Here is a 25,304-nt window from a genome sequence, read left to right as displayed (position 1 = left end):
TGGTTCCTCTTGCGACAGGTAAGCGGCGATTCAATCCGGCCAGCGCAGCGCACCGTCGAAGCGGTGCCTGCTACGGTTCTCGATCGGCGTTGCGATGATCTCATTGGACGCGCGCGCCTTGTCGAGTTCCTGCGCCAGGCGCTCCGCGACGACCGTCTCCTCGCCGGGGTGCAGGTTGCAGGGGTCGAGATAAAAATAGCGGTGCTCCACCTCATGATCGCGCACGATGATCGGCGGGCTGCCCTTGGCAAGCGCATCGGCCAGATCCCAGGCGGTGATATGGGCTTGCTCGGGATCGATGATCAGGCGCAGCCGCTCGAGCGGATTGTGGGTCGGATCGGGCTCGATCAGCGCGGTAAGGCCAGGGCGGCCGTCGAGCGTGCGCTTCCACAAGTTGAGATAGCCGGTCTCGCGTTCCCGGATGCCGGCATGGTCACGGTTTTCCCAGGCTTCGAGTGCCGCCATGACGCCGAAGATGCTCTCCTTGCCGACCTTCATGCCGCGGCCGATGCCCATATTCTGCAGGAAGGCATGGCGCACCAGCTCCTTCCTGCCGGCAACGATGCCCGAAGTCGGACCGCCGAGGAATTTGTGGCCGGAGTAAAGGGCGATATCGGCCCCCTGCTCCAGGAAAATCCTGAGATCATATTCCGAGGCGGCATCGACGATGACGGGCACGCCCTTGGCATGGGCGATCTCGACGAATTCCTTGAGGTTCAAAAGGCCGTAATCGACGACATGGTGGGAGACGACATAGACGGCAGCCGCGGTCTTGTCGGTGATGGCGTTTTCCATGTGGAAGCGATGCGTTGATGTCGCTTGCCCGACAAGCACGACCTTGCCGCCGGCAAGTCGGATCGCCTGGTCGACCGGGGCGCCGTAGCTGACCACATGGCCCATCTGCACCAGCACTTCGTTCTTCTCCGGCACGACATCCGGCAACCTCTCGATCGCCAGCAGATTGTTGCCGGTGATCGCGCCGGCAACAGCCAGCGAAATGCCGGCCGAGCAGGAGGCGGTGACGAAGCCCGCCTCGCCGCCGGTCAGCCGGCCGATGACGCCGCTTGCCTTGCGCTGCAGGTCGTTGATCTCGACGAAATGCGGCAGGATCGATGCCATCGCGCTGATCGCTTCTGGAACGACGATCGAGGCGCCGAGGCTGGTCATCGTGCCCGATACATTGATGACAGGGCGAAGGCCAAGCGACGGGCGGATATCAGTGGACATGGAGATCTCCAGGATTCTGGGTCGAAAAACGAAACATGGGGCGGTCGATCAAGTGTGTCGAGTTCCCGTCAGCCGTGCAAGGCGACGATTGCCTCGATCTCGACGGTGATGTTGCCGGGCAGCGAGCCGAAGCCGACGGCCGAGCGGGCATGTTCGCCGGCCGGCCCGAAGACTTCAATCAGCAGATCCGAGCAGCCGTTAATGACGCTCGGATGATCTTCGAACTCAGGCACGGCATTGACCATGCCGAGCAATTTCACCACCCGCTTGACCCGGGCGAGATCGCCAAGCGCATCCTGCATGACGGCAAGCAGGTTGATGCCCGTCAGCCGCGCATGGCCGTAGGCCTCGTCGATACTGACTCCACCGCCGACCTTGCCGGCATGCATGAAACCGTCGGCCTCACGCGGTCCCTGGCCGGAGAGGTAGAGCATATTGCCTTCGATTACGTGCGTGACGAAATTGGCGATCGGCGGCGGCGGCGGCGGCAGCGCAATGCCGAGGGCGGCAAGCCGTTCGTAAGGCGAGTTCTCGACCTTGCCGGCGGCGGTGGGAAACTGATTCACGCAAACTCCTGTCATGCAATTTTCGATTTGGCGAATTTCGATTGGGCCGACGCTTGGTCGGCGGATTAAAGATCCTTGCGCAGTCTTGGATCGAGCATGTCCCTAAGGCCATCGCCGACCATCTGCAGCGACAGCACGGAGAGGATGATGGCGACACCCGGAAACAGCGTCATCCAGTCGGCCTGGCCGATATACTGCCGGCCGGCGGCGATCATCGTTCCCCAGGTCGGGATTTCGGGGCTGACGCCGAGGCCGAGGAAGGACAGGCCGGCTTCGGCAAGCATCGCGCTGGCAAAGAGGAACGTCGCCTGCACGAGGATCGGCGACAGCAGATTGCGCAGGACATGCCGCGTCATGATATGGAAGGTCGAGATGCCGAGCGCCCTCGCCGCCTCGACATAGGGGAGTTCACGAATGACCAGCGTCGAAGCGCGCACGATCCGGGCAAGGCGTGGCGCATAGACGATCGACAGCGCGATGATCACAGTCGTCAACGACGGCCCGAGGGCGGCGACGAGCGCAATCGCCAGCAGAATATCGGGAAACGCCATCATCGCATCGATCAGCCGGGCGATCGGCGTATCGAGCTTCTGGAAGAAGCCGGCAAGCAGACCGAGCGTCACGCCGATCACGGCTGACAAGGTCACGACCGCAACACCGACGAGCAGCGACAGGCGGCCGGCGAAGATCGTACGCGAAAAGACGTCGCGGCCGAACTCGTCGGTGCCGAAGAAGAACATGCCGCTCGGCGGCTTCAGCCGGTTGACGATGGAAAGCTTCGACGGCGAATAGGGCGCGACAACAGGTGCAAAGACCGCCAGAAGCACGAAGATCGTCAGGATCAGCAGGCCGCAGGCGACCGTCTTGCGTTTCAGCAGGCGCCTGGCGAATTTGCTGCCCTCACCTTCGACGGGCTTGATTGCGATATCGGCCATCAGTAGCGCACCCTCGGATCGATCAACAGATAGAGCATGTCGATCGCAAAATTGATCAGCACGTAGAGAGCGGCGATGACGAGCAGCGCCCCCTGGATGACGGGATAGTCGCGGCGCAGAACCGCGGAGACGACGAGATTGCCGACACCAGGCAGGCCGAACACGGTCTCGGTGACGACGGCGCCTGAAATCAGCACCGCTGCCGTCAGGCCGATCACCGTCAGGATCGGGATCAGCGCATTCTTCAGCGCGTGCTTGAGGATCACCCGTCGCTCGATCAATCCCTTGGCGCGGGCGGTACGGATATAATCGTCGCCGAGCACATCGAGCATCGACGCGCGGGTGAAACGCAGGATCAGCGCCGAGGAGACGATGCCGAGCGCAAAGGCAGGCAGCGTCAGGTGATACATGCGCTCGAAGAAGGTCGAGCCCGGACCGCCATAACCCGAGACCGGGAAGAGATTGAGCCTGACGGCGAAGAACTGCATCAGGATCAGGCCGAGCCAAAAGCTCGGAATGCTGGCGGCAAACATCGCGAGCGTCGTTGCCGTCTGATCGATGAAGGAGCCGCGCCGATAAGCGGCATAGATGCCGATCGGCAGGGCGATGATGCTGGCGATTGCGAGCGAAAACAAAGTCAGGAAGAAGGTCGGCTCGGCCCGGTCGAGCAAGGCCGAGGTGACCGGCATGTTGAGGAAGATCGACTGGCCGAGATCACCTCTCAGCATCTGGCCGATATAATAGACATATTGCAGGCCTAGCGACTGATCGAGGCCGAGGCGAGCCCTGAGGTCGGCAATATCCTGCGGCGTCGCATCCGGCCCGAGCATGACGGCGGCCGGATCTCCCGGGGTCACGCGCACGATGACGAAGACGATCGTGACGACGAGAAACATCACGACGATCATGCCGAACAGGCGCTGGAGGATGTAGCGTATCATGAATACCTGGCAAACCCTTGCAGATGCTACGAAAAAGAAGACCGATACCGACCAGGGATAGCCGGTATCGGTGGCGATGCTTACTTCTTGATCGAAGCATTCCAGAAATACGGCCACGGAGCCGGATCGACGCCTTCGAGCTTGGTCGATTCCGCCGAAACGGCGTTGAAGTCGCCGATCTTCATGAAGGGTGCGTCGGCATAGATCGCCTTCTGAACATCGGCCCAGAGCGCCACGCGCTTCTTCGGATCGACTTCCGAGGTGAAGGCATCGACGGCAGCCTTGCGGGCCGGCGTATCCCACCAGCCCGGCGAGCTGGTCGAGAGCGAGCCGATCAGGGCAGGCTCCGGCAGGAAGGGGCTATGGGTGATGTAGATATCCCAGAGCTTCGGATCGGTGCGGCGCTGCGTCAGCGTCGCCCAGTCCACAACCTGCATATCGACAGTGAAGCCGGCAAGCTTCAGATATTCGGCGGCGACCTGCGCCATCTTATAGTGGAACTCATACTGGCGGCTGGTCAGGATACGGATCGGTTCGCCGTTGTAGCCGGCCTTCTTGGCGGCGGCGGCAGCCCCTTCCGGATCGGCGGCGTTATAGGCGCCCTCGACGCCGGCATCCGTCGACCAGGCAAAGGTCTTTGGATAGATGGCGCCGTCGAGCGCGTAGAAATCCGTGCTGCCGAAAGCCGCGGCCAGCATGTCTTCCATGCTGAGCGCCTGGCGGATCGCCTTTCGGACCTCGACATTCCCAGCAATACCTTCCTTCGTATTGAAGACGAAGACGGGATAACCGAAGGGCTTCAGGATGATCGGCTGCGAGGCGGTGGAGGCCTTCAGCTTGTCGTAGGATTCAACCGGGATCGAGTCGACGTAGTCGTACTGGCCGGAAACGGCAGCCTCGACGCGGGTGTTCGGATCCGGCACCGGCACGAAGCGGATCTCATCGAGATACTGGTGGCGGGCGCCGCCATAGCCATCGCTGTCGCCTTCACGTGACTTGTAGCCATCGAAGCGGACAAGCTGGATATACTGGTCGGCCTTGCGCTCCTTCAGCATGTAGGGACCGGTGCCGATGAAGTCCTTCATCGGCTCGTCCTGCTTCTCGGATGGGATGATGATGGCGGCCGAATTGTTGAAGGCGAGCAGCGAGGTCAGCGGCGCATAGGGCTGCTTCAGCGTGATCGTGACGGTTGCCGGATCGACGGCGGTGACCTTATCGATGAAGCCGGCCACCTGCTTGCCGCGCGAGGCGATCTTCATCCAGCGGCCAAGCGAGGCGACGACATCTTCCGAGGTCATATCGGTATTGTCGTGGAACTTGATGCCGGTCCTGAGCTTGATCGTATAGGTTTTGCCGTCGGCGCTGATCTCTGGCAGGCTTTCGGCGAGAAGCGGCGTAACGTTCCAGCTCTTGTCGAAGGTGTAGAGCGTTTCGAAAATGTGCTGCGTGACGATGCCGACCAGATCGGCCGTCGACGACATCGGATCGAGCGTCGGCGGCTCGCCGATCGTCGCGACATTGATGACGCCGCCTTTTTCCTGGGCAAGAAGTGTCGAAGGCAGGGCGACGAGCGCAGTGCCAAGAAGGAATGCGACCAGTGTTTTCATGTGAGGTCTCCCGTTTAGTTCCACAATTATGTAACTCATCTTTTTGTAACAGAATAGGAGATGGATCGATCCTGTCAAGCACGAGCGACGGATTATGCCCTCGGCGGATATCGGGACGCCGGAAAAACACACAATCTTCGGCTGCGCCAGCCTGCAACAAGACCGGGCATTATGCCAAGATGAGCCAATCGCCCTGCGGTGAGACTTTCAACGGAACGGGAGAACAGGATGAGCATCGATTTCAACGACGGCAAATGGCTGAACGAGCCGGCTCAATGGCAGGCGACCGACGCCGGCCTCACCCTGACGACCGACGAAAAAACCGATTTCTGGCGGGAGACCCATTACGGCTTCACCCGCGACAGCGGCCATTTCCTCGCCTTTCCCACGGCCGACGGCTTCACTGCGCAAATCCGCGTTCAGGGCGAATTCCGCACGCTCTACGACCAGGCAGGCCTGATGGTGCGCATCGACGAAAAACGCTGGGTGAAGACGGGCGTCGAGTTCACCGACGGCGAACCCTTCCTCAGCACCGTCGTCACCGATGGCAGGTCCGACTGGTCCGTGGCCCAGCCTTTCAAGGAACTCGAGGATTTCTATATCCGCGTCACCGTCGCCAATGGCGCGATGCGCATCCAGGCTTCGCGCGATGGCAGTTTCTGGCCGCTGCTGCGGCTCGCCCCCTTCCCGGCTGCCGATCACTACGAGGTCGGACCCACGGCCTGCACGCCGGAGCGCAGCGGATTGGCAGTCCGCTTTTGCGAATTCTCGATTGGGCCGGCGACTGCCAAGGATCTGCATGATTTGAGCTAGAAGAGCGTTCTTTGCGGCTCTACCGAGAGACCAAGATCAAATGACCGCGAGTGCAGCGCAGCACACTTGACAAAGACAAGCTGCCTGTATTTTACTCAAGCCTGCGGATTAGGCAAAAGGCCTGCCGCATTGACATGACTCCGATAGTCTCTGGGCAGTTTCGCCCCATGACGCCTCATCGCTCGATGGGACCAGCGTCGTGGGGTTTTTGATGTGGTCACCTCATGAATGACGCGCTGAAAATCGGCATCCTCTATTCGACCACCGGGCCTTACGGCTCGATGGGCCGCGACGCGCGCGACGGCGCCGATTTCGCGATGGCCGAATATGCTGGCGTCGAAGGGCTGGCGATCGAACCCGTCTTCTTCGATCCGCATGCCGATCTTGCCGCCTATCTCGATGGCGCGCGCCATCTTCTGCGCGCCGGCTGCCGCCATATCGTCGGAACGATCACCTCTGCGGCACGCAAGGAAGTCATCCCGCTCGTCGAGAAACATGACGGCCTGCTCTGGTACATGTGCCCCTATGAAGGTTTCGAGGCCAACGAGAACGTCATCTATGTCGGCGGCTGCCCGAACCAGCATCTGCTGCCGCTTTTCGAGCACCTGATCCCGCGTTTCGGCGCAAGGCCCTATCTCGTCGGCGCCAACTATGTCTGGGGCTGGGAGATGAACCGGCTCGCCCGCGAACTGATTACCAATGCCGGCGGCGAAATACTTGGCGAACGCTATCTTCCGCTTGAGGAGACCGCCGTCGAGCGCATTGTCGCCGAGATCGCACAACGCCGCCCGAGCTTCATCCTCAACAATCTGATCGGCCCCTCGAGCTACGCCTTCCTGGAGGCGATCAAGGCCCTCGGTGATCGCGACCCGGCCTTCCGCGCGGAAAACTGCCCGGTCGTGAGCTGCGACCTGATGGAATGCGAGCTCGACGATATCGCCGCCGGCGCTGCTGCCGGCCAGCTTTGCGCCGCTTCCTATTTCGACAGTATCACGACCCCCGAAAATGCCGCCTTCAAGGCCCGTGTCACCGAGCGTCACGGCGCCGAGCGTCGTGTCTCCAGCGTCTTTGCCAGCGCCTATACGGCCGTCCGGCTCTGCGTCGACGCGATCGTCGCTGCCGGCGGTGACGAGCCCGACGCCGTCCGGCGCGAGCTCTACAATAGATCCTGGCCGACCCTGTTCGGCGCGCTTTCGATCGACCGGGAGACCAATCATGCCGCCCTGCCCTTCCATCTCGGCCGGATCAACGCCGACAACGGCTTCGATGTCGTCGCCTCACGGCCGCCGCTCGCCGCCGACCCCTATCTGACCGGCCGCAACCGCCAGGCCTTTCCACGGCTAAGGGTGGTGTCATGAGAGAGACACCCAATTTCACCGGCTGGCAGGCGATGGTCCTGCATCGCGAGGACGGCAACACCGAAAAGCTGATCCGCCAGCTTCGCCTGCTCGGCATCCATGCAACGCTGCAATGGGCGCCGCTCTCGGCTGCGGCACTGCCCGATCTCGTCATCGTCGATGCCGACCAGGGTTGGGACGATCTGCTGCCCTGGAACGGCGAAACGCCTGCTTGCCCCGTCGTCGCCTTGCTTGGTTCGGAAGCCCCCGGCCGCATCGCCTGGGCACTCGGACAGGGTGCCGGCGCGATCATCGCCAAGCCGATCGCCACATCGGCCGTCTATCCAGCGCTTGTCATGGCCGTCTCCATTCATCAGGAGCGCAAGGCGACGGCGGAAAAACTGCAATATCTTGAAGAGCGCGTCCGGCTGCGGCCGCTCGTTCATGCCGCCGTCGAAAAGCTTCAGGCCGCACACGGCATCGACGAGGAGAGCGCTTACGCAATCCTGCGCAATTGCGCCATGCGCCGCCGCCTGCCGATGGAGCAGATATCAGCCTTCATCCTGGCGGGTGCCGAACCCCTGCCGGAGGCCGGCTGATGCATGTCTTGAAACAGATGATCCGCCAGCCGACGGCTCTCTTCGGCCTGATCGTCGTCACGCTCGTCATCGGGCTCGCGATTGCTGCGCCGTGGATCGCGCCGTTCAGTCCAGACGAGCAGATGTTTGACGGCCTGTCGCTCGAAGGCGCGCCGCTACCGCCGGGCGGGCCCTATCTGCTGGGCACCGACACGCTCGGCCGCGACCTCTTCTCGCGCCTGCTTTTCGGCGCCCGCACCTCGCTGATCATTGGCCTTGTCGCCAACGGCATCGCGGTGGCGATCGGCCTCTTCGTCGGCATCGTCGCCGGTTATCTCCGCGGACTGCCGGGCAACATCCTGATGCGCTTCACCGATCTGATGATGGCCTTTCCGGCGCTGCTGCTCGCCATCGTGCTCGCCGCATTGCTGAAGCCGAGTCTCTGGATCGTCGCCATGGTGATCGCGCTGGTCAACTGGGTGCAGGTCGCCCGCATCGTCTATACCGAGACTCGCGGCCTGGTGGAGCGCGATTTCATCATGGCCGAGCGCTCGCTCGGCGCCGGCCATATGCGCGTGCTCTTCATGCATATCCTGCCGCATCTTGTGCCGACGGCAATCGTCTGGGGCACGCTCGGCATCGCCACCACCGTGCTGCTCGAGGCCACACTCTCCTTCCTCGGCGTCGGCGTCCAGCCACCGCAGCCCTCCTGGGGCAATATCATCTTCGAGAGCCAGAGCTATTTCCAGGCCGCCCCCTGGCTGGTCTTCATTCCGGGCGCGATCATCCTTCTGACGGCGCTTTCCTTCAATCTGGTCGGCGACGCGCTGCGCGACATTCTCGACCCGACCCAGCGCGGGAGGGGCTGATGGCGTCACTCATGCTCCGCAGGCTGGCGCAGGCGGCTCTAATCCTGCTCGGTGTCGCGGCGATCACCTTCGTGCTGCTCTACGCCCTTCCGGCCGACCCGGCCCGCATGATCGCCGGCCGCAGCGCCACGGCCCAGACGGTCGCCAACATCCGCCATGAGCTCGGCCTCGACCAGCCGCTGCTGGTCCAGTTCGGCACCTATCTCGGCAATCTGCTGCATGGCAATCTCGGCCGCTCCTATGCGCAGAAAACCGATGTCTGGACGCTGATTGCCGCGCGACTGCCGGCAACACTGACGCTGATGCTTGCCGGCATCTTCGTCGAGGTGGTGCTTGGCCTGACGCTCGGCACCATCGCCGCCGTGCGCCGCGGCGGCTTCATCGACCGGCTGGTGATGATGGCCTCCTTTGTCGGCACCTCCGCACCGCAATTCCTCGTCGCCCTGCTGCTGCTCTATCTGCTGGCGGCAACGCTCGGCTGGTTTCCGATGAGTGGCTACGGCAGCTTCTCGCATCTCGTCCTGCCTGCTGTCACACTCGGCATCTGCGGCGCCGGCTGGTACGCCCGCATGGTGCGCTCGTCGATGATCGACGTGCTGAACCAGGATTATGTCCGCACGGCGCGCGCCAAGGGCCTTTCCTCGAGACGCGTCATCCTGCGCCACGCACTGCCCAACGCCGTACTGCCGATCATCGCCATGATCGGCATCGATATCGGTCAGTTCATGGGCGGCGTGGTCGTGGTCGAGGCGGTCTATGGCTGGCCCGGCATCGGCCAGCTCGCCTGGCAGGCGATCCAGCAGGTCGACATCCCGATCATCATGGGCGTCACGCTGACCTCGGCACTTGCCATCATCATCGGCAATCTGCTTGCCGACCTCGTCGCGCCGGTCATCGATCCGCGCATCCGCACACGCTGACAGCAACCAAAGAAGGGGAACCAAGATGTTCAAACGCTGGCTGCAACAGACGACCATGGCAACGATGGTGGCGCTCGCTCCATTGTCCGTCATGGCTGATGAAACGCCCAAGCAGGGCGGCGATATCGTCGTCACCTACAAGGACGACATCACCACGCTCGACCCGGCGATCGGCTACGACTGGGTCAACTGGTCGATGATCAAGAGCCTCTATTCCCGCCTGATGGACTATACGCCCGGCACGCCGAACCCAGTTCCCTCGCTTGCCGAAAGCTTCACCGTTTCGCCCGACGGCTTGACCTATACCTTCAAGCTGCACAAGGGCGTGAAGTTCTCGAACGGCCGCGAGGTGGTCGCCTCCGACGTGAAATATTCGATCGAACGCGCCGTCGACCCGAAGACGCAAGGCCCCGGCGCCGGCTTCTTCGGCGCGATCAAGGGCTTCGAGGATGAAACCGGCGGCAAGACGACGACGCTCTCCGGCATCGATACGCCTGACGATAGCACCGTCATCTTCAACCTCTCGCGCCCAGACGCCACCTTCCTGCACGTGCTTGCCATCAACTTCGCCTCGGTCGTGCCGAAGGAAGCCGTCGAGGCGGCCGCCGGCGACTTCGGCAAGAAGCCGGTCGGCTCCGGCACCTTCATCCTGAAGGACTGGACGATCGGCCAGCAGCTCGTTTTCGAGCGCAACAAGGATTATTTCGTCAAGGGGGTTCCCTATATCGACAGCTTCAAGGTCGAGGTCGGCCAGGAGCCGCTGGTGGCGCTCTTGCGCCTGCAGAAGGGCGAGGTCGATATTGCCGGCGACGGCATTCCGCCGGCAAAGTTCCTCGAAATCAAGAATTCGGCCGAAGGCGCACAGATGATCGTCGACGGCGAACAGCTGCACACCGGCTACATCACACTGAACACCAAGGTGAAGCCTTTCGACAACGTCAAGGTTCGCCAGGCCCTGAACATGGCGATCAACAAGGACCGCATCACCCGCATCCTCAACGGCCGCGCAACGCCTGCCAACCAGCCGCTGCCGCCGCTGATGCCGGGCTACGACAAGGCCTTCACCGGCTATGCCTATGACGTGGCGAAGGCCAAGGCGCTGCTTGCCGAAGCCGGCTATCCCGACGGCTTCGAGACCGTGCTTTACTCCACCAACACCGATCCGCAGCCGCGTATCGCCCAGGCAATCCAGCAGGACCTGGCCGCCGTCGGCGTCAAGGCCGAAGTCCGGGCGCTCGCCCAGGCAAACGTCATCTCGGCCGGCGGCACGGAAGGCGAAGCGCCGATGATCTGGTCGGGCGGCATGGCCTGGATCGCCGACTTCCCGGATCCGTCCAACTTCTATGGCCCGATCCTCGGCTGCGCCGGCGCGGTTCCGGGCGGCTGGAACTGGTCATGGTATTGCAACGGCGATCTCGACAAGCGCGCCGTTGCCGCCGACTCCATGTCCGATCCGGCAAAGGCAGCCGAGCGCACCGCCGCCTGGGGCAAGATCTTCACCGACATCATGGCCGATGCGCCGTGGATTCCCGTCATCAACGAACGCCGCGTCGTCGCCAAGTCGCTGCGCATGGGCGGTGCTGACAATATCTACATCGATCCGACCCGCGTCATCAATTACGACGCGATCTACGTCAAGCAATAAGCCCTGAAGAAACAAAGCCTTCCCGGTCCCGGCCGGGAAGGCGTCATAAAATCGAGGGAGACATGACATGTGCATCGCCTGCACCCACACGATCCACCGCGCCCAGCATAATTTCGGCTGGAACAAGGATTTCACCCCCGCCGTCGTCGCCAAGCCCGGCGAGACGATCCACTTCGATTGCATGGATTCATCGGGTGGCCAGCTCGGAAGCGACGCGACGCTCGAAACGCTGAACGCGCTCGATTTCGGCAAGATCAACCCGGTCTCCGGCCCGGTCTATATCGAAGGCGCCAAACCCGGCGATGCGGTGAAGGTGACGCTACGCAAATTCATTCCGTCGGGCGTCGGTTGGACGGCCAATATTCCAGGCTTCGGCCTGCTTGCCGACCAATTCAAGGATCCGGCGCTGCACGTCTGGTCTTATGACGCCAACAGCATGGTGCCCGCTCTTTATGGTCCGGGCGGCCGCGTGCCGCTGAAGCCCTTTGCCGGCACGATCGGCGTCGCCCCCGCCGAGCCCGGCACCCACTCCGTCGTTCCCCCACGTCGCGTCGGCGGCAACATGGACATCCGCGACCTGACGGCGGGGGTGACGCTCTACCTGCCCGTCGAGGTCGACGGCGCGCTGTTTTCGATAGGCGACACCCATGCCGCGCAGGGCGATGGCGAAGTCTGCGGCACGGCGATCGAAAGCCAGATGAACGTCGAAGCGACGATCGAGCTCGTCAAGGACGCCAAGCTGCAGACGCCGCGCTTCACCACGACCGAACCGGTGACCCGCCATCTCGACGGCGCCGGTTACGAGGTCACGACAGGCATCGGCCCTGACCTGATGACCGGGGCGCGCGAAAGCGTCATGCGCATGATCGATCTTCTCGGCGCCGAACACGGCATGAGCGCCGTCGATGCCTATCTGCTCTGCTCCGTCTGCGGCGATCTGCGCATCAGCGAGATCGTCGACCAGCCGAACTGGGTGGTTTCCTTCTACTTCCCGAGGATCGTGTTCTCGTGAACGAAGCCATGCCCGCCGCGGCACCGGTGCTCAGCCTTCGCAATCTGAGCGTTGATGCCCGCACCCCCGAAGGCCGCAAGCCGGTGCTCGAGGATGTCAGCTTCGAGCTTGCAAGCGGCGAAACGCTCTGCATCGCCGGCGAATCCGGCTCGGGGAAGTCGGTCACCTCGCTGTCGATCATGGGGCTCTTGCCGAAAGCCTCGCTGCGGGTCGCCTCCGGCAGCGTGCTGCTTGGCGAGCGCGACCTGCTCACGCTTTCCGACCGGGCGATGCGCAGCGTGCGCGGTGGCGATATCGCCATGGTGTTCCAGGAGCCGATGACCTCGCTCAACCCGGTCATGTCGGTCGGCAACCAGCTGACCGAGGCAATCCGCGCGCACCAGGGCAGCAACAATGCTGAGGCGGTGGCGCTGAAGATGCTCGATGCAGTGCAGATCACCGAGCCGGCCCGGCGGCTGAAGCAATATCCGCACGAGCTGTCCGGCGGCATGCGCCAACGGGTGATGATCGCCATGGCGCTCTCCTGCCGGCCGAAGGTGCTGATCGCCGACGAGCCGACGACGGCACTCGACGTCACCGTGCAGGCGCAGATCCTCAGACTGATGCGCGAGTTGAAGCGCGAATTCGGCGCCTCGATCATCCTGATCACCCATGACATGGGCGTCGTCGCCGAAATGGCCGACCGCGTCGTCATCATGCAGAATGGCAGGATCGTCGAGCAGGGAACGGCGCTCGCCATCTTCCAACGACCGAAGGAGGCCTATACCCAGCAATTGCTCGCCGCCGTCCCGCGGCTCGGCGCGCTTGCCGGCACCGACCGTCCGCCGCGCATCACGCAGCGCGCCGTCGAGACGCTGCATCCGGACCGCACGCCGGTTCTGAACGTGCGCGACCTCACCGTCACCTATGGCAGTGCCGCAAGCCGGTTTTTCAAGGGCAAGCCGCCGGTTGCAGCCGTCGAAGGCGTTTCCATCGATATCCTGCCGGGCGAAACGCTCGGCCTCGTCGGCGAAAGCGGCTCCGGCAAATCGACGACGGGCAAGGCCGTGCTCGGTCTCATCCCCTTCAAGGGCAATGTCCTGATCGACGGCCGCAATATCGCCGGCCTCAGCCAGCGCGAGATGCGGCCCGTGCGCCGCTCGGCGCAGATGATCTTCCAGGATCCCTATGCCTCGCTCGATCCGCGCATGGCCGTCGGCAAGGCGATCGGCGAACCGATGCTCATCCACGGCATCGGCAACCACAGCGAACGGCAGGACCGCGTCGCCGAACTGCTGCGGCGGGTCGGCCTGACACCCGATGCGGCGACGCGCTATCCGCACGAATTCTCAGGCGGCCAGCGCCAGCGCATCTGTATTGCCCGGGCCCTGGCACTGGAGCCGAAGCTGATCGTCGCCGACGAGAGCGTCGCAGCGCTTGACGTCTCGGTCCGCGCCCGGGTGCTCGACCTGCTGCTCGAACTGCAGGAGACGATGGGGCTCGCCTATCTCTTCATCTCCCACGACATGGCGGTGGTCGAGCGCATGTCGCACAACGTCGCCGTCATGCGCGCCGGCCGCATCATCGAAACCGGCACACGGCGGGATATCTTCGAAAACCCGAGAGATGACTACACCCGCGCGCTGATCGCCGCGGTTCCGATCCCCGATCCGGAGGTCTATCGCGGCAAGGAAGCGCATGCGTGATTGAAGGTTTGAGACTGACTAAAATGTCGACGAGGAGCGCCTCGTCGGCTGACCGCGTTTCGTAAAAGAGACGCGCGCCGCGTCGGTCGCAGGATTGTCATTTTCGGGGTGACATCAGCCCCGTTCTCTGCGAAAAAGAGCGCGATGAGAGACAGGGGCGCCCGTCGACAGACGGGCTGAGAAGCACCCTTCGAACCTGAACCGGATAATGCCGGCGGAGGGAGTCGCTCGGGGTCGCGGCATCGCCCGCACGAACCGCCCCGTGCCCGCCCCCGCCTGAAAGGGGCCATATGCAGACCAAGACCACACCCGGAGCGATGCTGAAGGCGATGCGCGAGAAGCCGCCGCTCGTTCAGTGCATCACCAATTACGTCGCCATGAACATTGCCGCAAATGTTCTGCTTGCATCAGGCGCCTCGCCCGCCATGGTGCATGCCGCTGAAGAAGCCGGCGAGTTCGCCGGGATCGCCAGTGCGCTGACCATCAATATCGGCACGCTGTCGACGCAATGGATCGACGGCATGCAGGCAGCGGCGAAGGCGGCGACATCCGCCGGCAAACCCTGGGTGCTCGATCCGGTCGCGCATTATGCGACGGCTTTCCGCCGTAACGCCGTCGCCGACCTCCTGGCGCTGCGTCCGACCATCATCCGCGGCAACGCTTCCGAAATTATAGCGCTGGCCGGCGGAGAGAGCCGCGGCCAGGGCGTCGACAGCCGCGACCCGGTCGAACAGGCGGAAGGTTCGGCGCGATGGCTCGCTGAGCTGCAGCGGGCGGTCGTTGCCGTTACCGGCGCGGTTGATTTCGTCACCGACGGCGAGCGGGCCGTGCGCATCGAAGGCGGATCGGCCTTGATGCCGCAGGTCACAGCGCTCGGCTGCTCGCTCACCTGCCTCGTCGGCGCCTTTGCCGCGACGGCACCTGAGGATATCTTCGGCGCGACGGTTGCGGCACTTGCAACCTTCGCCATCGCCGGCGAGGAGGCCGCACTTGGAGCGGCCGGGCCCGGCTCCTTCTCCTGGCGCTTCCTCGATGCGCTGGCCGCGCTCGACGCCGAAACGCTTGACGCCAGGGCAAGGATATCAGCGGCATGAAGGCTTTCGACCTTTCGCTCTATCTCGTCCTCGACCCCGATCTTTGCGCCGGGATCGGCATGGTCGAAACTGCGCGCCTTGCCATTGCCGGCGGCGCCACCATGGTGCAACTGCGCGTCAAACATGCCGGCACCATCGGGATGATCGAGACCGGCCGCGCCCTGAAACAGGCATTGGATGGAACCGGCGCCCTCCTCATCGTCAACGACGATGTCGAGGCGGCCATCGCCATCGGCGCTGACGGGTTGCATATCGGCCAGGAGGACATGGATGCGATGAGAGCGCGGACGATGATCGGCCCCGACATGATCCTTGGCCTGTCGGTCGAGAGCGAGGCGCTTGCGAACGCGGTCGACCCTGATCTCGTCGACTACACGGGCGTCGGGCCAGTGTTTGCGACGCCGACCAAGGCCGACCACAAGCAGCCGATCGGCTTTGACGGCCTTGCAAGGCTGGTGAAGGCCTCGCCGGTGCCGTCCGTCGCTATCGGCGGGCTCAAGGCGGATCATGTCGCCCAGGTGTTCGCCGCCGGCGCCAGCGGGCTTGCCGTTGTCTCCGCCATCTGCGGCACGCCCGACCCCGAAGCGGCCACGCGCCGCATCGCTGCAGAAATCCGAAAGGCCCGCGCATGATCCGCAACGTTCTCTCGATCGCCGGCTCCGATCCCTCCGGCGGCGCCGGCATCCAGGCGGATCTCAAGGCTTTTTCCGCCCGCGGCGTCTACGGCATGGCGGTGCTGACCGCGCTGACGGCGCAGAACACGCAAGGCGTCAGCGGCGTGCATCTGGTGCCGCCGCAATTCGTCGCCGACCAGATCAATGCCGTCTTTGCCGATGTCCGCGTCGACGCCGTCAAGATCGGCATGATCGCCAATGCTGGCATCGCCGAAGCCGTTGCCGGTGCGCTGACTGACCACCGCGACATTCCGATCGTTATCGACCCGGTCATGATCGCCAAGGGTGGAGCCGCTCTGCTCGCGCCCGAAGCGGTCGACGTACTGACCCGCCGGCTGCTGCCGCTTGCCACGCTGCTGACCCCGAACCTGCCCGAAGCCGCCGCCCTACTGCACCAGCCGGTCGCGACAAACCGGGCGGAGATGGCGGCGCAGGCCGAGCGCTTGCGGGCGCTTGGACCGGCCGCAGTGCTGGTCAAGGGCGGCCATCTCGACAGCGACGAGAGCCCTGACGTGCTTGCCACTGCCGCCGGCCTGCACTGGTTCGAAGCCAGGCGCGTGCCGACCAAGAACACCCATGGCACCGGCTGTACGCTCTCCAGCGCCCTGACGGCCGAGCTCGCCAAGGGCGCCTCGGCGCAAGAGGCCGTCGCCATCGCCAAGGAGTATCTCGCCGGCGCGGTCGCCGCTGCCGGACACCTAAGCGTCGGCTCCGGCCACGGCCCGGTGCAGCATTTTCATGCGCTTTGGGAAGACGGCGAATAGGCGCTCGTTCCACCAATATTCCGCCAATCGACAACGGCCCGGCCTTCCCGGGCCGTTTTTGTGTCCGGCACCTACTTTGCGTCGAAACCGCGGAGGGCGGCGGCGGGTCGCGCCTTTGGCCGTTTGAAAAACCTTGTTGACAAGCCCGGCCAGATAGCCAAGTCTATGACACTAAAAGGGGATATGTTCCGCAATAACGGAATAACTGGAGGAGTGACGGGTGCCAGACCTGCTTGTGAGCCTATATTCCACTGAGCTCGCCGACCTGAAACGCAAAGCCGGCGATGTCGGCGTCTCCATCCGTCCGGCCCTCCCCCCGGAACTGCATCTTATCGTCAGCTGGGTTCGCGAACGGTTCAGCGAGAACTGGGCAAGCGAAGTCGCGGTCGCCTTCTCCCGCCAGCCCGTTGCCTGCCTGATATCAGTCGAAAACGGCAAGCTCCTGGGCTTTGCCTGCTATGACACGACGGCGCGCGGCTTCTTCGGCCCGACCGGCGTCGATCCCGACGCCCGCGGCAAGGGCATCGGGCTCGCCCTCTTTTCCGCCTGCCTTCAGACCATGAAGACGCTCGGCCACGCCTATGCCTTCATCGGCGATGCCGGCCCGGTCGATTTCTACGCCAGGACCGCAGGTGCAACCATCATCCCCGCCCCCGACAAGGGCATCTACGAAGGCATGCTGAGAAGCACGCCGAAATGACCATCTGATCCCGGAGTTACAGAATTGTCCTCGACCCCGCTCGCCCTTTTCGTCGGCCTTCCGAATCCCACTATTTCGGATGATGAATTCGCCCTCTTTCGCGAAACCAATCCGCTCGGCCTCTTCGTCGGCCGGCGCAATCAGCGCGAGCCGGAGCAGACGAGGCGCCTGATCGACCGCTTCCGCGAAGCCGTCGGCCGCGACGACGCGCCTGTCTTCACCGACCAGGAAGGCGGCCGCGTTCAGCATCTCGATGCCGGCCCCTGGCCGCTCTTCCGCAGTTTCGGCCAGTTTTCCGAACTTGCACGCCGCGATTTCGATCTCGGCAAAAAAGCACTGCGCCTTTCCTCCCAGGCCATGGGCGCGATGATGACGGAACTCGGCCTTTCCAGCGGCTGCTCGCCCGTTCTCGACCTCGTCTTCGAGACGACGAGTGCGGTCATCGGCGCCCGCTCCTTCGCCCCTGATCCCGATTTCGTCGCTGCCCTCGGCCGCGAGGTGGTCGATGGCCTGCTCGAGACCGGCAACATGCCTGTCATCAAACATATTCCCGGCCATGGCCGGGCGACGCTCGACTCCCACAAGGAGCGTCCGGTCGTCAATGCCAGCCGTGAGACGCTCACCGCCACCGACTTCAAGCCCTTCGTGGCACTGAAGGATACGCCCTGGGCCATGGTCGCCCATGTCGTCTACTCGGCCTATGACGCTGAGCTGCCGGCGTCGGTCTCGCCTGTTATGCACGACGTGATCCGCAACGACATGGGCTATGAGGGCGTGCTGATTTCCGACTGCATCTTCATGCAGTCGCTCTCCGGCACCCTGCCGGAACGCGTCAAACAGGTGCTCGACGCAGGTTACGACATTGCGCTCCACAGCCACGGCGACATTCCGGAAAGCGAAGCCGCCGCCAAGGCCGCCCGCCCGCTGACGGAAGCCGCCCTCAAGCGCATCGCCGCCGGCAAGGCCCGCCTCGGCAATCTCAAGATCGATGTCCGCGCCGCCCATGCGGAAGTCGAAGACATGTTTGCAAGCGCGTTGGTCTCCTGACCGGCACCTCATCTCTCACCGCATAAGAAAAGGGGAATAAGACATGAAAAAATATCTTCTTGCCGCCGCCGCACTAACGCTGCTTTCGGGATCTGCCATGGCGCAAACGATCCTCACAGTGAATATCGAACCGGCGACGACCTGGGTCCGCAACTTCAATCCGTTCAACCAGACCTCGTCGCGCCAGTCCACGCTCGACTTCATCTACGAGCCGCTGGTCGTCTTCAATCGCTTCGACAGCAACAAGCCGGTCTATCGCCTGGCCGAAAGCTTCAAGCTCTCCGACGACCTGAAGAGCATCGATTTCAAGCTGCGCCCGAACCTGAAATGGTCGGACGGTAAGCCGCTGACCGCAGCCGACGTCAAGTTCACCTATGATTACCTGAAGAAATTTCCGGCGCTCGACTTCGTCAGCATCTGGACCTTCATCACCGATATCAAGGCCGTCGACGGCCAGACGGTGCGCTTCACGCTCGCCAATCCGAGCTCGCTTGCGGCCGAGCAGATCTCGCAATTGCCGATCGTTCCGGAACATGTGTGGAAGGACGTCGCTGATCCGGTGACCTTCGCCAACGAGACCCCTGTTGGCAGCGGCCCGCTGACGGAAGTGCCGCGCTTCACCGGCCAGACCTACGACCAGTGTCGCAACCCGAATTACTGGGACAACGAGCACCTGAAGGTCGATTGCATGCGCTTCCCGCAGCTTGCCGACAACAATCAGATGCTGACGGCAACGGCCGACGGCACGCTCGACTGGGGCGTCTCCTTCATTCCCGATATCGACAATGTCTATGTTTCCAAGGATCCGGCGCATTTCCACTACTGGTATTCGCCAAGCAGCATGGTCGCCTTCCTGTTCAACCTGGAAACGGCGAACGAGAACAACAAGAAGGCCTTCAACGACCTGAAGTTCCGCCGTGCCGTCTCGATGGCACTCGACCGCAAGACGATGATCGACGTCGCAGGCTACGGCTATCCGACGCTGAACGAAGACCCCGGCCTGATGGGCGAGCTTTACAAGAGCTGGGCGGACCCGTCCGTCAAGGCCGACTTCGGCAAGTTCGCGACCTATGATGCCGATGCTGCCAAGGCCTTGCTCGACGAGGCGGGCTACAACGACAAGGACGGCGACGGCTTCCGCGACAATCCCGACGGCACCAAGATCTCCTTCTCGATCATCGTCCCCAGCGCCTGGACGGACTGGATCGACACCGTCAACCTCGCGGTCGAGGGCATGCAGGCGGTCGGCATCGACGCCAAGATCGAAACGCCGGAGGAAGCAGTCTGGACCGGCAACCTCATCAACGGCACCTTCGATGCGGCGATCAACAGCCTGCCGGCATCGGCCTCGCCCTATTACCCCTACAAGCGCGCTTTCAGTGCTTCGGATAAGGGCAAGACCCGCTTCACCGCGCAGCGCTGGTTCAACCCGGAGGTCGAGAAACTCGTCACCGAGTTCACCCATACCGCCGACCTTGCCAAGCAGAAGGACGCGATGAACAAGGCGCAACGCATCGTCGCCGAAAACATGCCTGTCATTCCGGTGTTCAACAATCCGAACTGGTATCAGTACAACACCAAGCGCTTCACCGGCTGGTCGACCAAGGAAAACCCCTTCGTCAATCCGTCGATCTCGCGGACCAATCCGGCACGCCTGCTGAACCTGCTGGCCCTCGAGCCGGTGAAGTAAGCATCGCAATCCTCGGGAGCGGCGTAAAGCGCCGCTTCCGTCACGACGGAGTTCCCATGGCTTTCCTGCTTCGCCGCCTCGTCTTCTACATGGCAGCCTTCATCGCGGCAGCGACAATCAATTTCTTCCTGCCGCGGCTGATGCCGGGCGATCCCGTGCAGATCATGTTTTCCAGCGCCGGCACCGAATTGCCGCCGGAAAGCCTGCAGGCGCTGAAGCTTACCTTCGGCTTCGTCGACGGTCCGCTCTGGCAACAATACCTCACCTATCTCGGCAGCATCTTCACCGGCGATCTCGGCCGCTCGATCAAGTATTTTCCGCTGCCGGTCACCTCGGTGCTCGGCCATGCACTCGTCTGGACCGTCGGCCTGATGGGCACGGCGACGATTGTCAGCTTCGCGCTCGGCACCTTTCTCGGCATCGTCGCCGCCTGGCGCCGCGGCAGCACGTTCGATGTCATCGTCTCCGTCGGCGCGATCTTCGCCACCTCGGTGCCGGCCGTCGTCACCTCGCTGATCGTGCTCTTCATTTTCGGCTTCACGCTCGGCTGGTTTCCGAACGGTTATGCCGCCGACCCATCGCTCGATCCGGCCTTCAGCCTGCAATATATCGGCAGCCTCGCCTATCACGGCATCCTGCCGATGGTGACGCTCTGCACCGTGCTGATCGGCGGCTTCACCGTCACCATGCGCAACAACATGATCAACCTGCTCGGCGAGGATTATATCATCATGGCCCGCGCCAAGGGCCTTTCCGACCGGCATGTGATGCTATGGTACGCGGCGCGCAACGCCCTGCTGCCGACCGTCTCCAGCCTTGCCATCGCCATCGGCACCATCCTCGGCGGCTCCCTGGTAACGGAAGTGGTCTATAACTATCCCGGCCTTGGCAATATTCTATACCAGGCGATCCTCGCCCGCGACTATCCCGTCATCCAGGGCCAGCTCCTCATCATGACCGCGACCATGCTGATCGCCAATTTTATCGTCGACGTCAGCTATGTGCTGCTTGACCCGCGGCTGAAGGGAGCGTGAGATGAAGACCCTGCTTCGAAATCGCAAGGCGCTGATCGGGCTTGCCATCATCGCCTTCATCGTCCTCGTCGCGATCGCAGCACCGCTGCTGACACACTACGATCCCGCCGCCCGCACCGGACGACCGCACCAGTCGCCGTCGCTCGATCATATCCTCGGCACCACCCGCATCGGCCAGGATGTCTTTGCCCGACTGATCTACGGCGCCCGCACTTCGCTTGCCGTCGGCTTCGGCGCCGGCCTGCTGATCACGCTCGTCGGCACCGCACTCGGCATCATCTCCGGCTATCGCGGCGGCAAGACCGACGAGATCATCAGCTTCTTCACCAATATGGTGCTGGTCGTTCCGAACCTACCGCTGCTGCTCGTGCTCGCCGCTTTCATCGGCCAGGCAAGCCCCCTCGTCATCGCCCTCATCCTCGGCGCCACCTCCTGGGCATGGGGTGCACGCGTCACCCGCGCCGAAACGCTCTCCGTCAAGCAGAAGGATTTCGTCAAATCGGCCGAGATGATGGGTGAGCCGCAATGGCGCATCATGACATTCGAGATCTTTCCCAACGTGATTTCAATCGTCGGCATCAATTTCATCGGCAGCGTCATCTTCGCGATCATCACCGAAGCGACGCTCGAGTTCCTCGGCCTCGGCGATCCGAGAGCGATCTCCTGGGGCACCATGCTCTACAATGCGCAGAAGGCTTCGGCCCTTTCGGTCGGCGCCTGGTGGGATATTCTCACCCCGTGCTTCGCGCTCGCCTTCCTCGGTATCGGCATGTCGCTCTTGAACTTCGCCGTCGACGAGATCGCCAATCCGCGGCTGCGCACCGGCAATCACCTGAAGCGCTGGTCCCTGCTCGTTCGAACAGGGGAGGGCCGCCTGTGACGCAGCCGCTGCTTTCGGTGAGGAACCTCACCATCGATTATATCGGCGAGGAGAAGGATTTCCGCGCCGTCGACGACGTCAGCTTCGATGTCGCGCCCGGCGAGGTCTTCGGCCTTGCCGGCGAATCCGGCTGCGGCAAGAGCACCATCGCTTTTGCCATCAGCCGCCTGCACAAGCCGCCGGCGCTGATCCGCAAAGAGAGCCGCATCCTGCTCGACGGCCGCGACGTGCTCGGCCTCGACCGCCAGGCGCTCAGCGCGTTTCGCTGGCGCGAGGTTGCGATGGTGTTCCAGAGCGCCATGAACTCGCTGAACCCGGTGCTGCGCATCGAGACGCAGTTCTACGACATGCTGCGCACCCACAAGGGCATGAGCCGTGCTGCAGCCCGCGACCGCACCGCCGAGATGCTGACACTCGTCGATATCGCGCCGGATCGCATGCGCGACTATCCGCACCAGTTTTCCGGCGGCATGCGCCAACGTATCGTCATCGCCATCTGCATGGCGCTCGATCCGAAGCTCGTCGTCATGGACGAACCGACGACAGCGCTCGACGTCGTCGTCCAGCGCGAAATCCTGCAGCGCATCAACGAACTGCGCCGCAGCTTCGGCTTTTCCGTGCTGTTCATCACCCATGATCTCGGGCTGATGGTGCAATTCTGCGACCGTATCGGCATCATGCTCGCAGGCCAACTGGTGGAGCAGAACACGGCCGAGGCGATCTACAGGACGCCCAGGCATGACTACACGAAGAAGCTCTGGGCCTCCTTCCCCTCGCTGCATGGAGGAGTGCTGTTATGACGGACGCCATTCTCGCACTCGACCAGGTGACGAAGACCTTCGGTCACGGCTCCGCGGCCGTGCATGCGGCGCGCGCCATCTCGTTTTCGCTGCATGCCGGCCGGGCACTGGCGCTGGTCGGTGAATCCGGCAGCGGCAAGACCACCTGCGCCCGCATGGCGATGCGCGAATATCTGCCGACATCGGGCCAGGTTCTCTACAAGGGCCGCCCTGTCGAGGCCGCCAAATCCGCCGAGATCGCCCGCTACCGCCGCTCGGTGCAGATGATCTTCCAGGACCCCTTCGCCTCGCTGAACCCCGCCCACACCATCGCCCATCATCTCCGGCGGCCGCTGAAGCTGCACCGCCCGGAGATCAAGGGGGCCGAGATCGACGTTGCGGTCCGCGAACTGCTTCAACGCGTCAGGCTCGATCCCGATCTCGTCGCGCCGAAATATCCGCACGAGCTCTCCGGCGGTCAGCGCCAGCGCGTCAACATCGCTCGTGCCTTGGCCGTCAAGCCGGAGGTGATCGTCGCCGACGAGCCGACCTCGATGCTTGACGTCTCGGTGCGCCTCGGTGTGCTGAACCTGTTGAACGAGATGAAGCAGGAGATGAATCTCGGCCTGCTCTACATCACCCATGATATCGCCACCGCCCGTTATGTCGCCGAGGACATCGCCGTGATGTATGCCGGCCAGATCGTCGAATGGGGCAACGTCGCCAAGGTGATCGACAATCCGCTGCATCCCTATACCCGTCTGCTGCTCTCGGCCGTACCCGATCCCGAGGTCCGCTTCGACGACCCGAAGGCCCGGCTGAGGCCCGACGAGGTAGAGGACATCCGCCGCCGTTCGGCCGTGCCGCAGGACGACATCGTCGAATTCGAGCAGGATCATTTCATGCGGATGATCTGAGGCCGGCTTGCTGGCCTCGTCGCCTGCCCTATGCTAGGGGACGCTTCCTTTCATGCGAGGCGAAGCCGTCATGCTGCCCTGGATCCAGCTCGATTCCGCGACCATTCCCGGTGAGAACGGCGAATTGCGGCTGAAGCAGCGCGGCAGCGAGTTCTCGATCATGCTTGGCGCCAACGAGCTGATGAACAGCCGCCTCAGCGGCTCGGAGGAAGCGCTGGCGACCCTGTCCTGGGATCGGATCAAGTCGCATCCGAAGCCGCGGATCCTGATCGGCGGGCTCGGCATGGGTTTCACCCTGCGCGCCGCTCTTGCCGTCCTTCCCGAAGATGCCGGCGTCATCGTCGCCGAACTGGTGCCGGCCGTGATCGCCTGGGCCCGCGGGCCGATGGCCGAGGTCTTCAAAGGCTGTCTCGACGATCGGCGCGTCGGCATCCATCAGGGCGATGTCGGCGAGGCGATCCGCGCCGGCAAGGCTGCCTATGACGCCATTCTGCTCGATGTCGATAACGGCCCTGACGGCCTGACCCGCAAATCCAACGACCGGCTCTACGATTTTGCCGGCCTTCGCGCCGCCAGCGACGCGTTGCGCCCCGGCGGCGTGCTCGCCGTCTGGTCGTCCGGTCCGGACCCCGATTTCACGCGGCGTCTCAAGGGCAGCGGGTTTGCCGTCGATGCGGTCAACACGCGCGCCAACGGCAAACGCGGCGGCGCCCGCCACGTCATCTGGCTGGCCGTCAAGCCGGTGAAATGACGTTCAAGCCGAAGCGATCCTGCGGGCGGCATTGATGGCGCGGCGGGCGCCGGAGCGCAGCTGCGCTGTCTCGGCACCGGCAATGACCAGATCGAAACCGAACTTCAGCAGTTCACCGGCCCGCTCGCCGTCGCCGGCAAAGGCGCAGGCGACTTTGCCATGGGCGCGGCAGCGTGAAACCGCATGCTGCATGGCGCTGTCGATCTCGGCGGCGTTCGGCGCCACCTGGTCGCCGTTCGAGAGTGCGATCGAAAGGTCGGAAGGACCGATGAAAATGCCATCGATACCGGCAACGCCAAGGATGTCGTCAATCGCCTCAAGGGCTGCCCGGGTCTCGATCATGGCAATGGCGACGGTAAGCGCATTGGCGTTCTTCAGATAATCATCGGCCGACAGGCCTGTATGGTTCAGCGCCAGGGACGGTCCCCAGCTGCGTTCCCCGAGAGGCGGGTATTTGGTGGCCTTGACGAAGGCTTGCGCGTCTTCGGCCGAATTGATCATCGGCGCGATGATGCCGGAGGCGCCGGCATCGAGCAGGCGCGAGGCGGACGCGAAATCACCGACCGGTATGCGCGCCAGCGCCGGCTTGCCGGCAAGCCGAACCTGGGCAACGGCGTTCGCGGCCGAGGGCATGTCCCACATGCCGTGCTGCATATCCAGCACGATGGCGTCGAAGGCCTCCTGCGCCAGGTGATTGGCGAGCGTGGCGTCGGGAATACCGATCCAGGCGGAGATCATGCCGCCTCGGTGGTGCCTGATCCGGTCCGCAAAGCCGTCGATTTCAGCTGCGCTCATGCCATTCTCCTCAATTCGACAGGCCGCCAGCGGCCAGATATTTC

At 63.4% G+C, this 25,304-nt stretch carries 25 protein-coding genes and 1 riboswitch; of the genes, 19 read left to right on the top strand and 6 right to left on the bottom strand.

Annotation, left to right across the window (positions count from 1 at the left end; all coding sequences use genetic code 11):
- Window positions 1–30 precede the first annotated feature (30 nt).
- The 5 genes from AC245Y_RS30235 to AC245Y_RS30215 form a co-directional block, all read right to left on the bottom strand.
- The gene (locus tag AC245Y_RS30235) at window positions 31–1,227 is read right to left on the bottom strand and encodes an aminotransferase class V-fold PLP-dependent enzyme (RefSeq protein WP_017996428.1); all 1,197 of its coding nucleotides are present in this window, start codon (window positions 1,225–1,227) and stop codon (window positions 31–33) included.
- A gap of 68 nt (window positions 1,228–1,295) precedes the next feature.
- A complete protein-coding gene (locus AC245Y_RS30230) occupies window positions 1,296–1,808 on the bottom strand; it encodes a RidA family protein (protein WP_017996429.1) in 513 nt (170 codons plus the stop codon).
- Between the two features lie 50 nt (window positions 1,809–1,858).
- Window positions 1,859–2,728: an ABC transporter permease gene (locus tag AC245Y_RS30225; protein ID WP_017996430.1), complete on the bottom strand. Its 870-nt coding sequence runs from the start codon at window positions 2,726–2,728 to the stop codon at window positions 1,859–1,861.
- Entirely contained in the window at window positions 2,728–3,669 is a 942-nt protein-coding gene (locus tag AC245Y_RS30220; protein WP_026157605.1) for an ABC transporter permease, read from the bottom strand. Before AC245Y_RS30220 ends, AC245Y_RS30225 begins: the two co-directional genes overlap by 1 nt.
- Before the next feature lie 80 nt (window positions 3,670–3,749).
- Entirely contained in the window at window positions 3,750–5,276 is a 1,527-nt protein-coding gene (locus AC245Y_RS30215; protein ID WP_026157606.1) for an ABC transporter substrate-binding protein, read from the bottom strand.
- A 228-nt stretch (window positions 5,277–5,504) separates the two neighbouring features.
- Between AC245Y_RS30215 and AC245Y_RS30210 the strand changes: the two genes are divergently transcribed.
- From AC245Y_RS30210 to AC245Y_RS30120, 19 genes are all read left to right on the top strand, one after another.
- Entirely contained in the window at window positions 5,505–6,089 is a 585-nt protein-coding gene (locus AC245Y_RS30210) for a DUF1349 domain-containing protein (RefSeq protein WP_017996433.1), read from the top strand.
- A gap of 224 nt (window positions 6,090–6,313) precedes the next feature.
- Entirely contained in the window at window positions 6,314–7,447 is a 1,134-nt protein-coding gene (locus tag AC245Y_RS30205; protein ID WP_017996434.1) for a transporter substrate-binding protein, read from the top strand.
- Window positions 7,444–8,025, top strand: a complete 582-nt coding sequence (locus AC245Y_RS30200; RefSeq protein WP_017996435.1) for an ANTAR domain-containing response regulator — start codon at window positions 7,444–7,446, stop codon at window positions 8,023–8,025. Before AC245Y_RS30205 ends, AC245Y_RS30200 begins: the two co-directional genes overlap by 4 nt.
- Window positions 8,025–8,873, top strand: a complete 849-nt coding sequence (locus AC245Y_RS30195) for an ABC transporter permease (RefSeq protein WP_017996436.1) — start codon at window positions 8,025–8,027, stop codon at window positions 8,871–8,873. Before AC245Y_RS30200 ends, AC245Y_RS30195 begins: the two co-directional genes overlap by 1 nt.
- The gene (locus tag AC245Y_RS30190) at window positions 8,873–9,793 is read left to right on the top strand and encodes an ABC transporter permease (protein WP_017996437.1); all 921 of its coding nucleotides are present in this window, start codon (window positions 8,873–8,875) and stop codon (window positions 9,791–9,793) included. The genes AC245Y_RS30195 and AC245Y_RS30190 overlap by 1 nt, the downstream gene beginning before the upstream one ends.
- A 25-nt stretch (window positions 9,794–9,818) precedes the next feature.
- Window positions 9,819–11,438: an ABC transporter substrate-binding protein gene (locus AC245Y_RS30185; protein WP_017996438.1), complete on the top strand. Its 1,620-nt coding sequence runs from the start codon at window positions 9,819–9,821 to the stop codon at window positions 11,436–11,438.
- Between the two features lie 67 nt (window positions 11,439–11,505).
- Window positions 11,506–12,450 carry an acetamidase/formamidase family protein gene (locus AC245Y_RS30180; RefSeq protein ID WP_017996439.1) on the top strand — a complete coding sequence of 315 codons (945 nt, stop codon included), beginning with the start codon at window positions 11,506–11,508 and terminating at the stop codon, window positions 12,448–12,450.
- Complete coding sequence (locus AC245Y_RS30175) at window positions 12,447–14,135, top strand: ABC transporter ATP-binding protein (protein ID WP_017996440.1); 1,689 nt, start codon at window positions 12,447–12,449, stop codon at window positions 14,133–14,135. The genes AC245Y_RS30180 and AC245Y_RS30175 overlap by 4 nt, the downstream gene beginning before the upstream one ends.
- A 143-nt stretch (window positions 14,136–14,278) precedes the next feature.
- A riboswitch (TPP riboswitch) is annotated at window positions 14,279–14,375 on the top strand.
- A 50-nt stretch (window positions 14,376–14,425) separates the two neighbouring features.
- On the top strand, window positions 14,426–15,229 hold the full coding sequence (thiM, locus tag AC245Y_RS30170; protein ID WP_017996441.1) for a hydroxyethylthiazole kinase: 804 nt from the start codon (window positions 14,426–14,428) through the stop codon (window positions 15,227–15,229).
- Window positions 15,226–15,861: a thiamine phosphate synthase gene (gene thiE / locus AC245Y_RS30165; RefSeq protein ID WP_017996442.1), complete on the top strand. Its 636-nt coding sequence runs from the start codon at window positions 15,226–15,228 to the stop codon at window positions 15,859–15,861. The genes thiM and thiE overlap by 4 nt, the downstream gene beginning before the upstream one ends.
- The gene (thiD, locus tag AC245Y_RS30160; protein ID WP_017996443.1) at window positions 15,858–16,667 is read left to right on the top strand and encodes a bifunctional hydroxymethylpyrimidine kinase/phosphomethylpyrimidine kinase; all 810 of its coding nucleotides are present in this window, start codon (window positions 15,858–15,860) and stop codon (window positions 16,665–16,667) included. The genes thiE and thiD overlap by 4 nt, the downstream gene beginning before the upstream one ends.
- A 220-nt stretch (window positions 16,668–16,887) precedes the next feature.
- Window positions 16,888–17,367, top strand: coding sequence for a GNAT family N-acetyltransferase (locus AC245Y_RS30155; protein ID WP_017996444.1), 480 nt, complete (start codon window positions 16,888–16,890; stop codon window positions 17,365–17,367).
- A 24-nt stretch (window positions 17,368–17,391) separates the two neighbouring features.
- On the top strand, window positions 17,392–18,414 hold the full coding sequence (locus AC245Y_RS30150) for a glycoside hydrolase family 3 N-terminal domain-containing protein (protein ID WP_017996445.1): 1,023 nt from the start codon (window positions 17,392–17,394) through the stop codon (window positions 18,412–18,414).
- Between the two features lie 43 nt (window positions 18,415–18,457).
- The gene (locus AC245Y_RS30145; protein ID WP_017996446.1) at window positions 18,458–20,104 is read left to right on the top strand and encodes an ABC transporter substrate-binding protein; all 1,647 of its coding nucleotides are present in this window, start codon (window positions 18,458–18,460) and stop codon (window positions 20,102–20,104) included.
- 56 nt (window positions 20,105–20,160) lie between these two features.
- Window positions 20,161–21,138: an ABC transporter permease gene (locus tag AC245Y_RS30140; protein ID WP_017996447.1), complete on the top strand. Its 978-nt coding sequence runs from the start codon at window positions 20,161–20,163 to the stop codon at window positions 21,136–21,138.
- 1 nt (window position 21,139) lies between these two features.
- Window positions 21,140–22,018 carry an ABC transporter permease gene (locus AC245Y_RS30135; protein ID WP_017996448.1) on the top strand — a complete coding sequence of 293 codons (879 nt, stop codon included), beginning with the start codon at window positions 21,140–21,142 and terminating at the stop codon, window positions 22,016–22,018.
- Complete coding sequence (locus AC245Y_RS30130; RefSeq protein ID WP_017996449.1) at window positions 22,015–22,818, top strand: ABC transporter ATP-binding protein; 804 nt, start codon at window positions 22,015–22,017, stop codon at window positions 22,816–22,818. The genes AC245Y_RS30135 and AC245Y_RS30130 overlap by 4 nt, the downstream gene beginning before the upstream one ends.
- A complete protein-coding gene (locus AC245Y_RS30125; protein WP_017996450.1) occupies window positions 22,815–23,714 on the top strand; it encodes an ABC transporter ATP-binding protein in 900 nt (299 codons plus the stop codon). Before AC245Y_RS30130 ends, AC245Y_RS30125 begins: the two co-directional genes overlap by 4 nt.
- Window positions 23,715–23,784: 70 nt before the next feature.
- Entirely contained in the window at window positions 23,785–24,465 is a 681-nt protein-coding gene (locus AC245Y_RS30120) for a spermidine synthase (RefSeq protein ID WP_017996451.1), read from the top strand.
- A gap of 3 nt (window positions 24,466–24,468) precedes the next feature.
- On the opposite strand, the gene AC245Y_RS30115 is transcribed toward AC245Y_RS30120, so the two are convergent.
- Window positions 24,469–25,260 carry an HpcH/HpaI aldolase family protein gene (locus AC245Y_RS30115; RefSeq protein ID WP_012763251.1) on the bottom strand — a complete coding sequence of 264 codons (792 nt, stop codon included), beginning with the start codon at window positions 25,258–25,260 and terminating at the stop codon, window positions 24,469–24,471.
- Between the last annotated feature and the right edge of the window lie 44 nt (window positions 25,261–25,304).

The sequence above is a fragment of the Rhizobium sp. SRDI943 genome (genome assembly GCF_057653695.1).
The sequence above is the reverse complement of the archived record's forward strand: the minus strand, read 5'-3'. Positions and strand labels throughout refer to the sequence as shown.

What these genes read in the sequence shown, in the direction of transcription:
- AC245Y_RS30205 (WP_017996434.1), top strand. Translation starts at nt 6,314, where the DNA reads ATGAATGACGCGCTGAAAATCGGCATCCTCTATTCGACCACCGGGCCT.
- thiE (WP_017996442.1), top strand. Translation starts at nt 15,226, where the DNA reads ATGAAGGCTTTCGACCTTTCGCTCTATCTCGTCCTCGACCCCGATCTT.
- AC245Y_RS30135 (WP_017996448.1), top strand. Translation starts at nt 21,140, where the DNA reads ATGAAGACCCTGCTTCGAAATCGCAAGGCGCTGATCGGGCTTGCCATC.
- AC245Y_RS30210 (WP_017996433.1), top strand. Translation starts at nt 5,505, where the DNA reads ATGAGCATCGATTTCAACGACGGCAAATGGCTGAACGAGCCGGCTCAA.
- AC245Y_RS30225 (WP_017996430.1), bottom strand. Translation starts at nt 2,728, where the DNA reads ATGGCCGATATCGCAATCAAGCCCGTCGAAGGTGAGGGCAGCAAATTC.
- AC245Y_RS30220 (WP_026157605.1), bottom strand. Translation starts at nt 3,669, where the DNA reads ATGATACGCTACATCCTCCAGCGCCTGTTCGGCATGATCGTCGTGATG.
- AC245Y_RS30115 (WP_012763251.1), bottom strand. Translation starts at nt 25,260, where the DNA reads ATGAGCGCAGCTGAAATCGACGGCTTTGCGGACCGGATCAGGCACCAC.
- AC245Y_RS30125 (WP_017996450.1), top strand. Translation starts at nt 22,815, where the DNA reads ATGACGGACGCCATTCTCGCACTCGACCAGGTGACGAAGACCTTCGGT.
- thiM (WP_017996441.1), top strand. Translation starts at nt 14,426, where the DNA reads ATGCAGACCAAGACCACACCCGGAGCGATGCTGAAGGCGATGCGCGAG.
- AC245Y_RS30120 (WP_017996451.1), top strand. Translation starts at nt 23,785, where the DNA reads ATGCTGCCCTGGATCCAGCTCGATTCCGCGACCATTCCCGGTGAGAAC.
- AC245Y_RS30190 (WP_017996437.1), top strand. Translation starts at nt 8,873, where the DNA reads ATGGCGTCACTCATGCTCCGCAGGCTGGCGCAGGCGGCTCTAATCCTG.
- AC245Y_RS30185 (WP_017996438.1), top strand. Translation starts at nt 9,819, where the DNA reads ATGTTCAAACGCTGGCTGCAACAGACGACCATGGCAACGATGGTGGCG.
- AC245Y_RS30145 (WP_017996446.1), top strand. Translation starts at nt 18,458, where the DNA reads ATGAAAAAATATCTTCTTGCCGCCGCCGCACTAACGCTGCTTTCGGGA.
- AC245Y_RS30230 (WP_017996429.1), bottom strand. Translation starts at nt 1,808, where the DNA reads ATGACAGGAGTTTGCGTGAATCAGTTTCCCACCGCCGCCGGCAAGGTC.
- AC245Y_RS30200 (WP_017996435.1), top strand. Translation starts at nt 7,444, where the DNA reads ATGAGAGAGACACCCAATTTCACCGGCTGGCAGGCGATGGTCCTGCAT.
- AC245Y_RS30215 (WP_026157606.1), bottom strand. Translation starts at nt 5,276, where the DNA reads ATGAAAACACTGGTCGCATTCCTTCTTGGCACTGCGCTCGTCGCCCTG.
- AC245Y_RS30180 (WP_017996439.1), top strand. Translation starts at nt 11,506, where the DNA reads ATGTGCATCGCCTGCACCCACACGATCCACCGCGCCCAGCATAATTTC.
- AC245Y_RS30140 (WP_017996447.1), top strand. Translation starts at nt 20,161, where the DNA reads ATGGCTTTCCTGCTTCGCCGCCTCGTCTTCTACATGGCAGCCTTCATC.
- AC245Y_RS30235 (WP_017996428.1), bottom strand. Translation starts at nt 1,227, where the DNA reads ATGTCCACTGATATCCGCCCGTCGCTTGGCCTTCGCCCTGTCATCAAT.
- AC245Y_RS30195 (WP_017996436.1), top strand. Translation starts at nt 8,025, where the DNA reads ATGCATGTCTTGAAACAGATGATCCGCCAGCCGACGGCTCTCTTCGGC.
- thiD (WP_017996443.1), top strand. Translation starts at nt 15,858, where the DNA reads ATGATCCGCAACGTTCTCTCGATCGCCGGCTCCGATCCCTCCGGCGGC.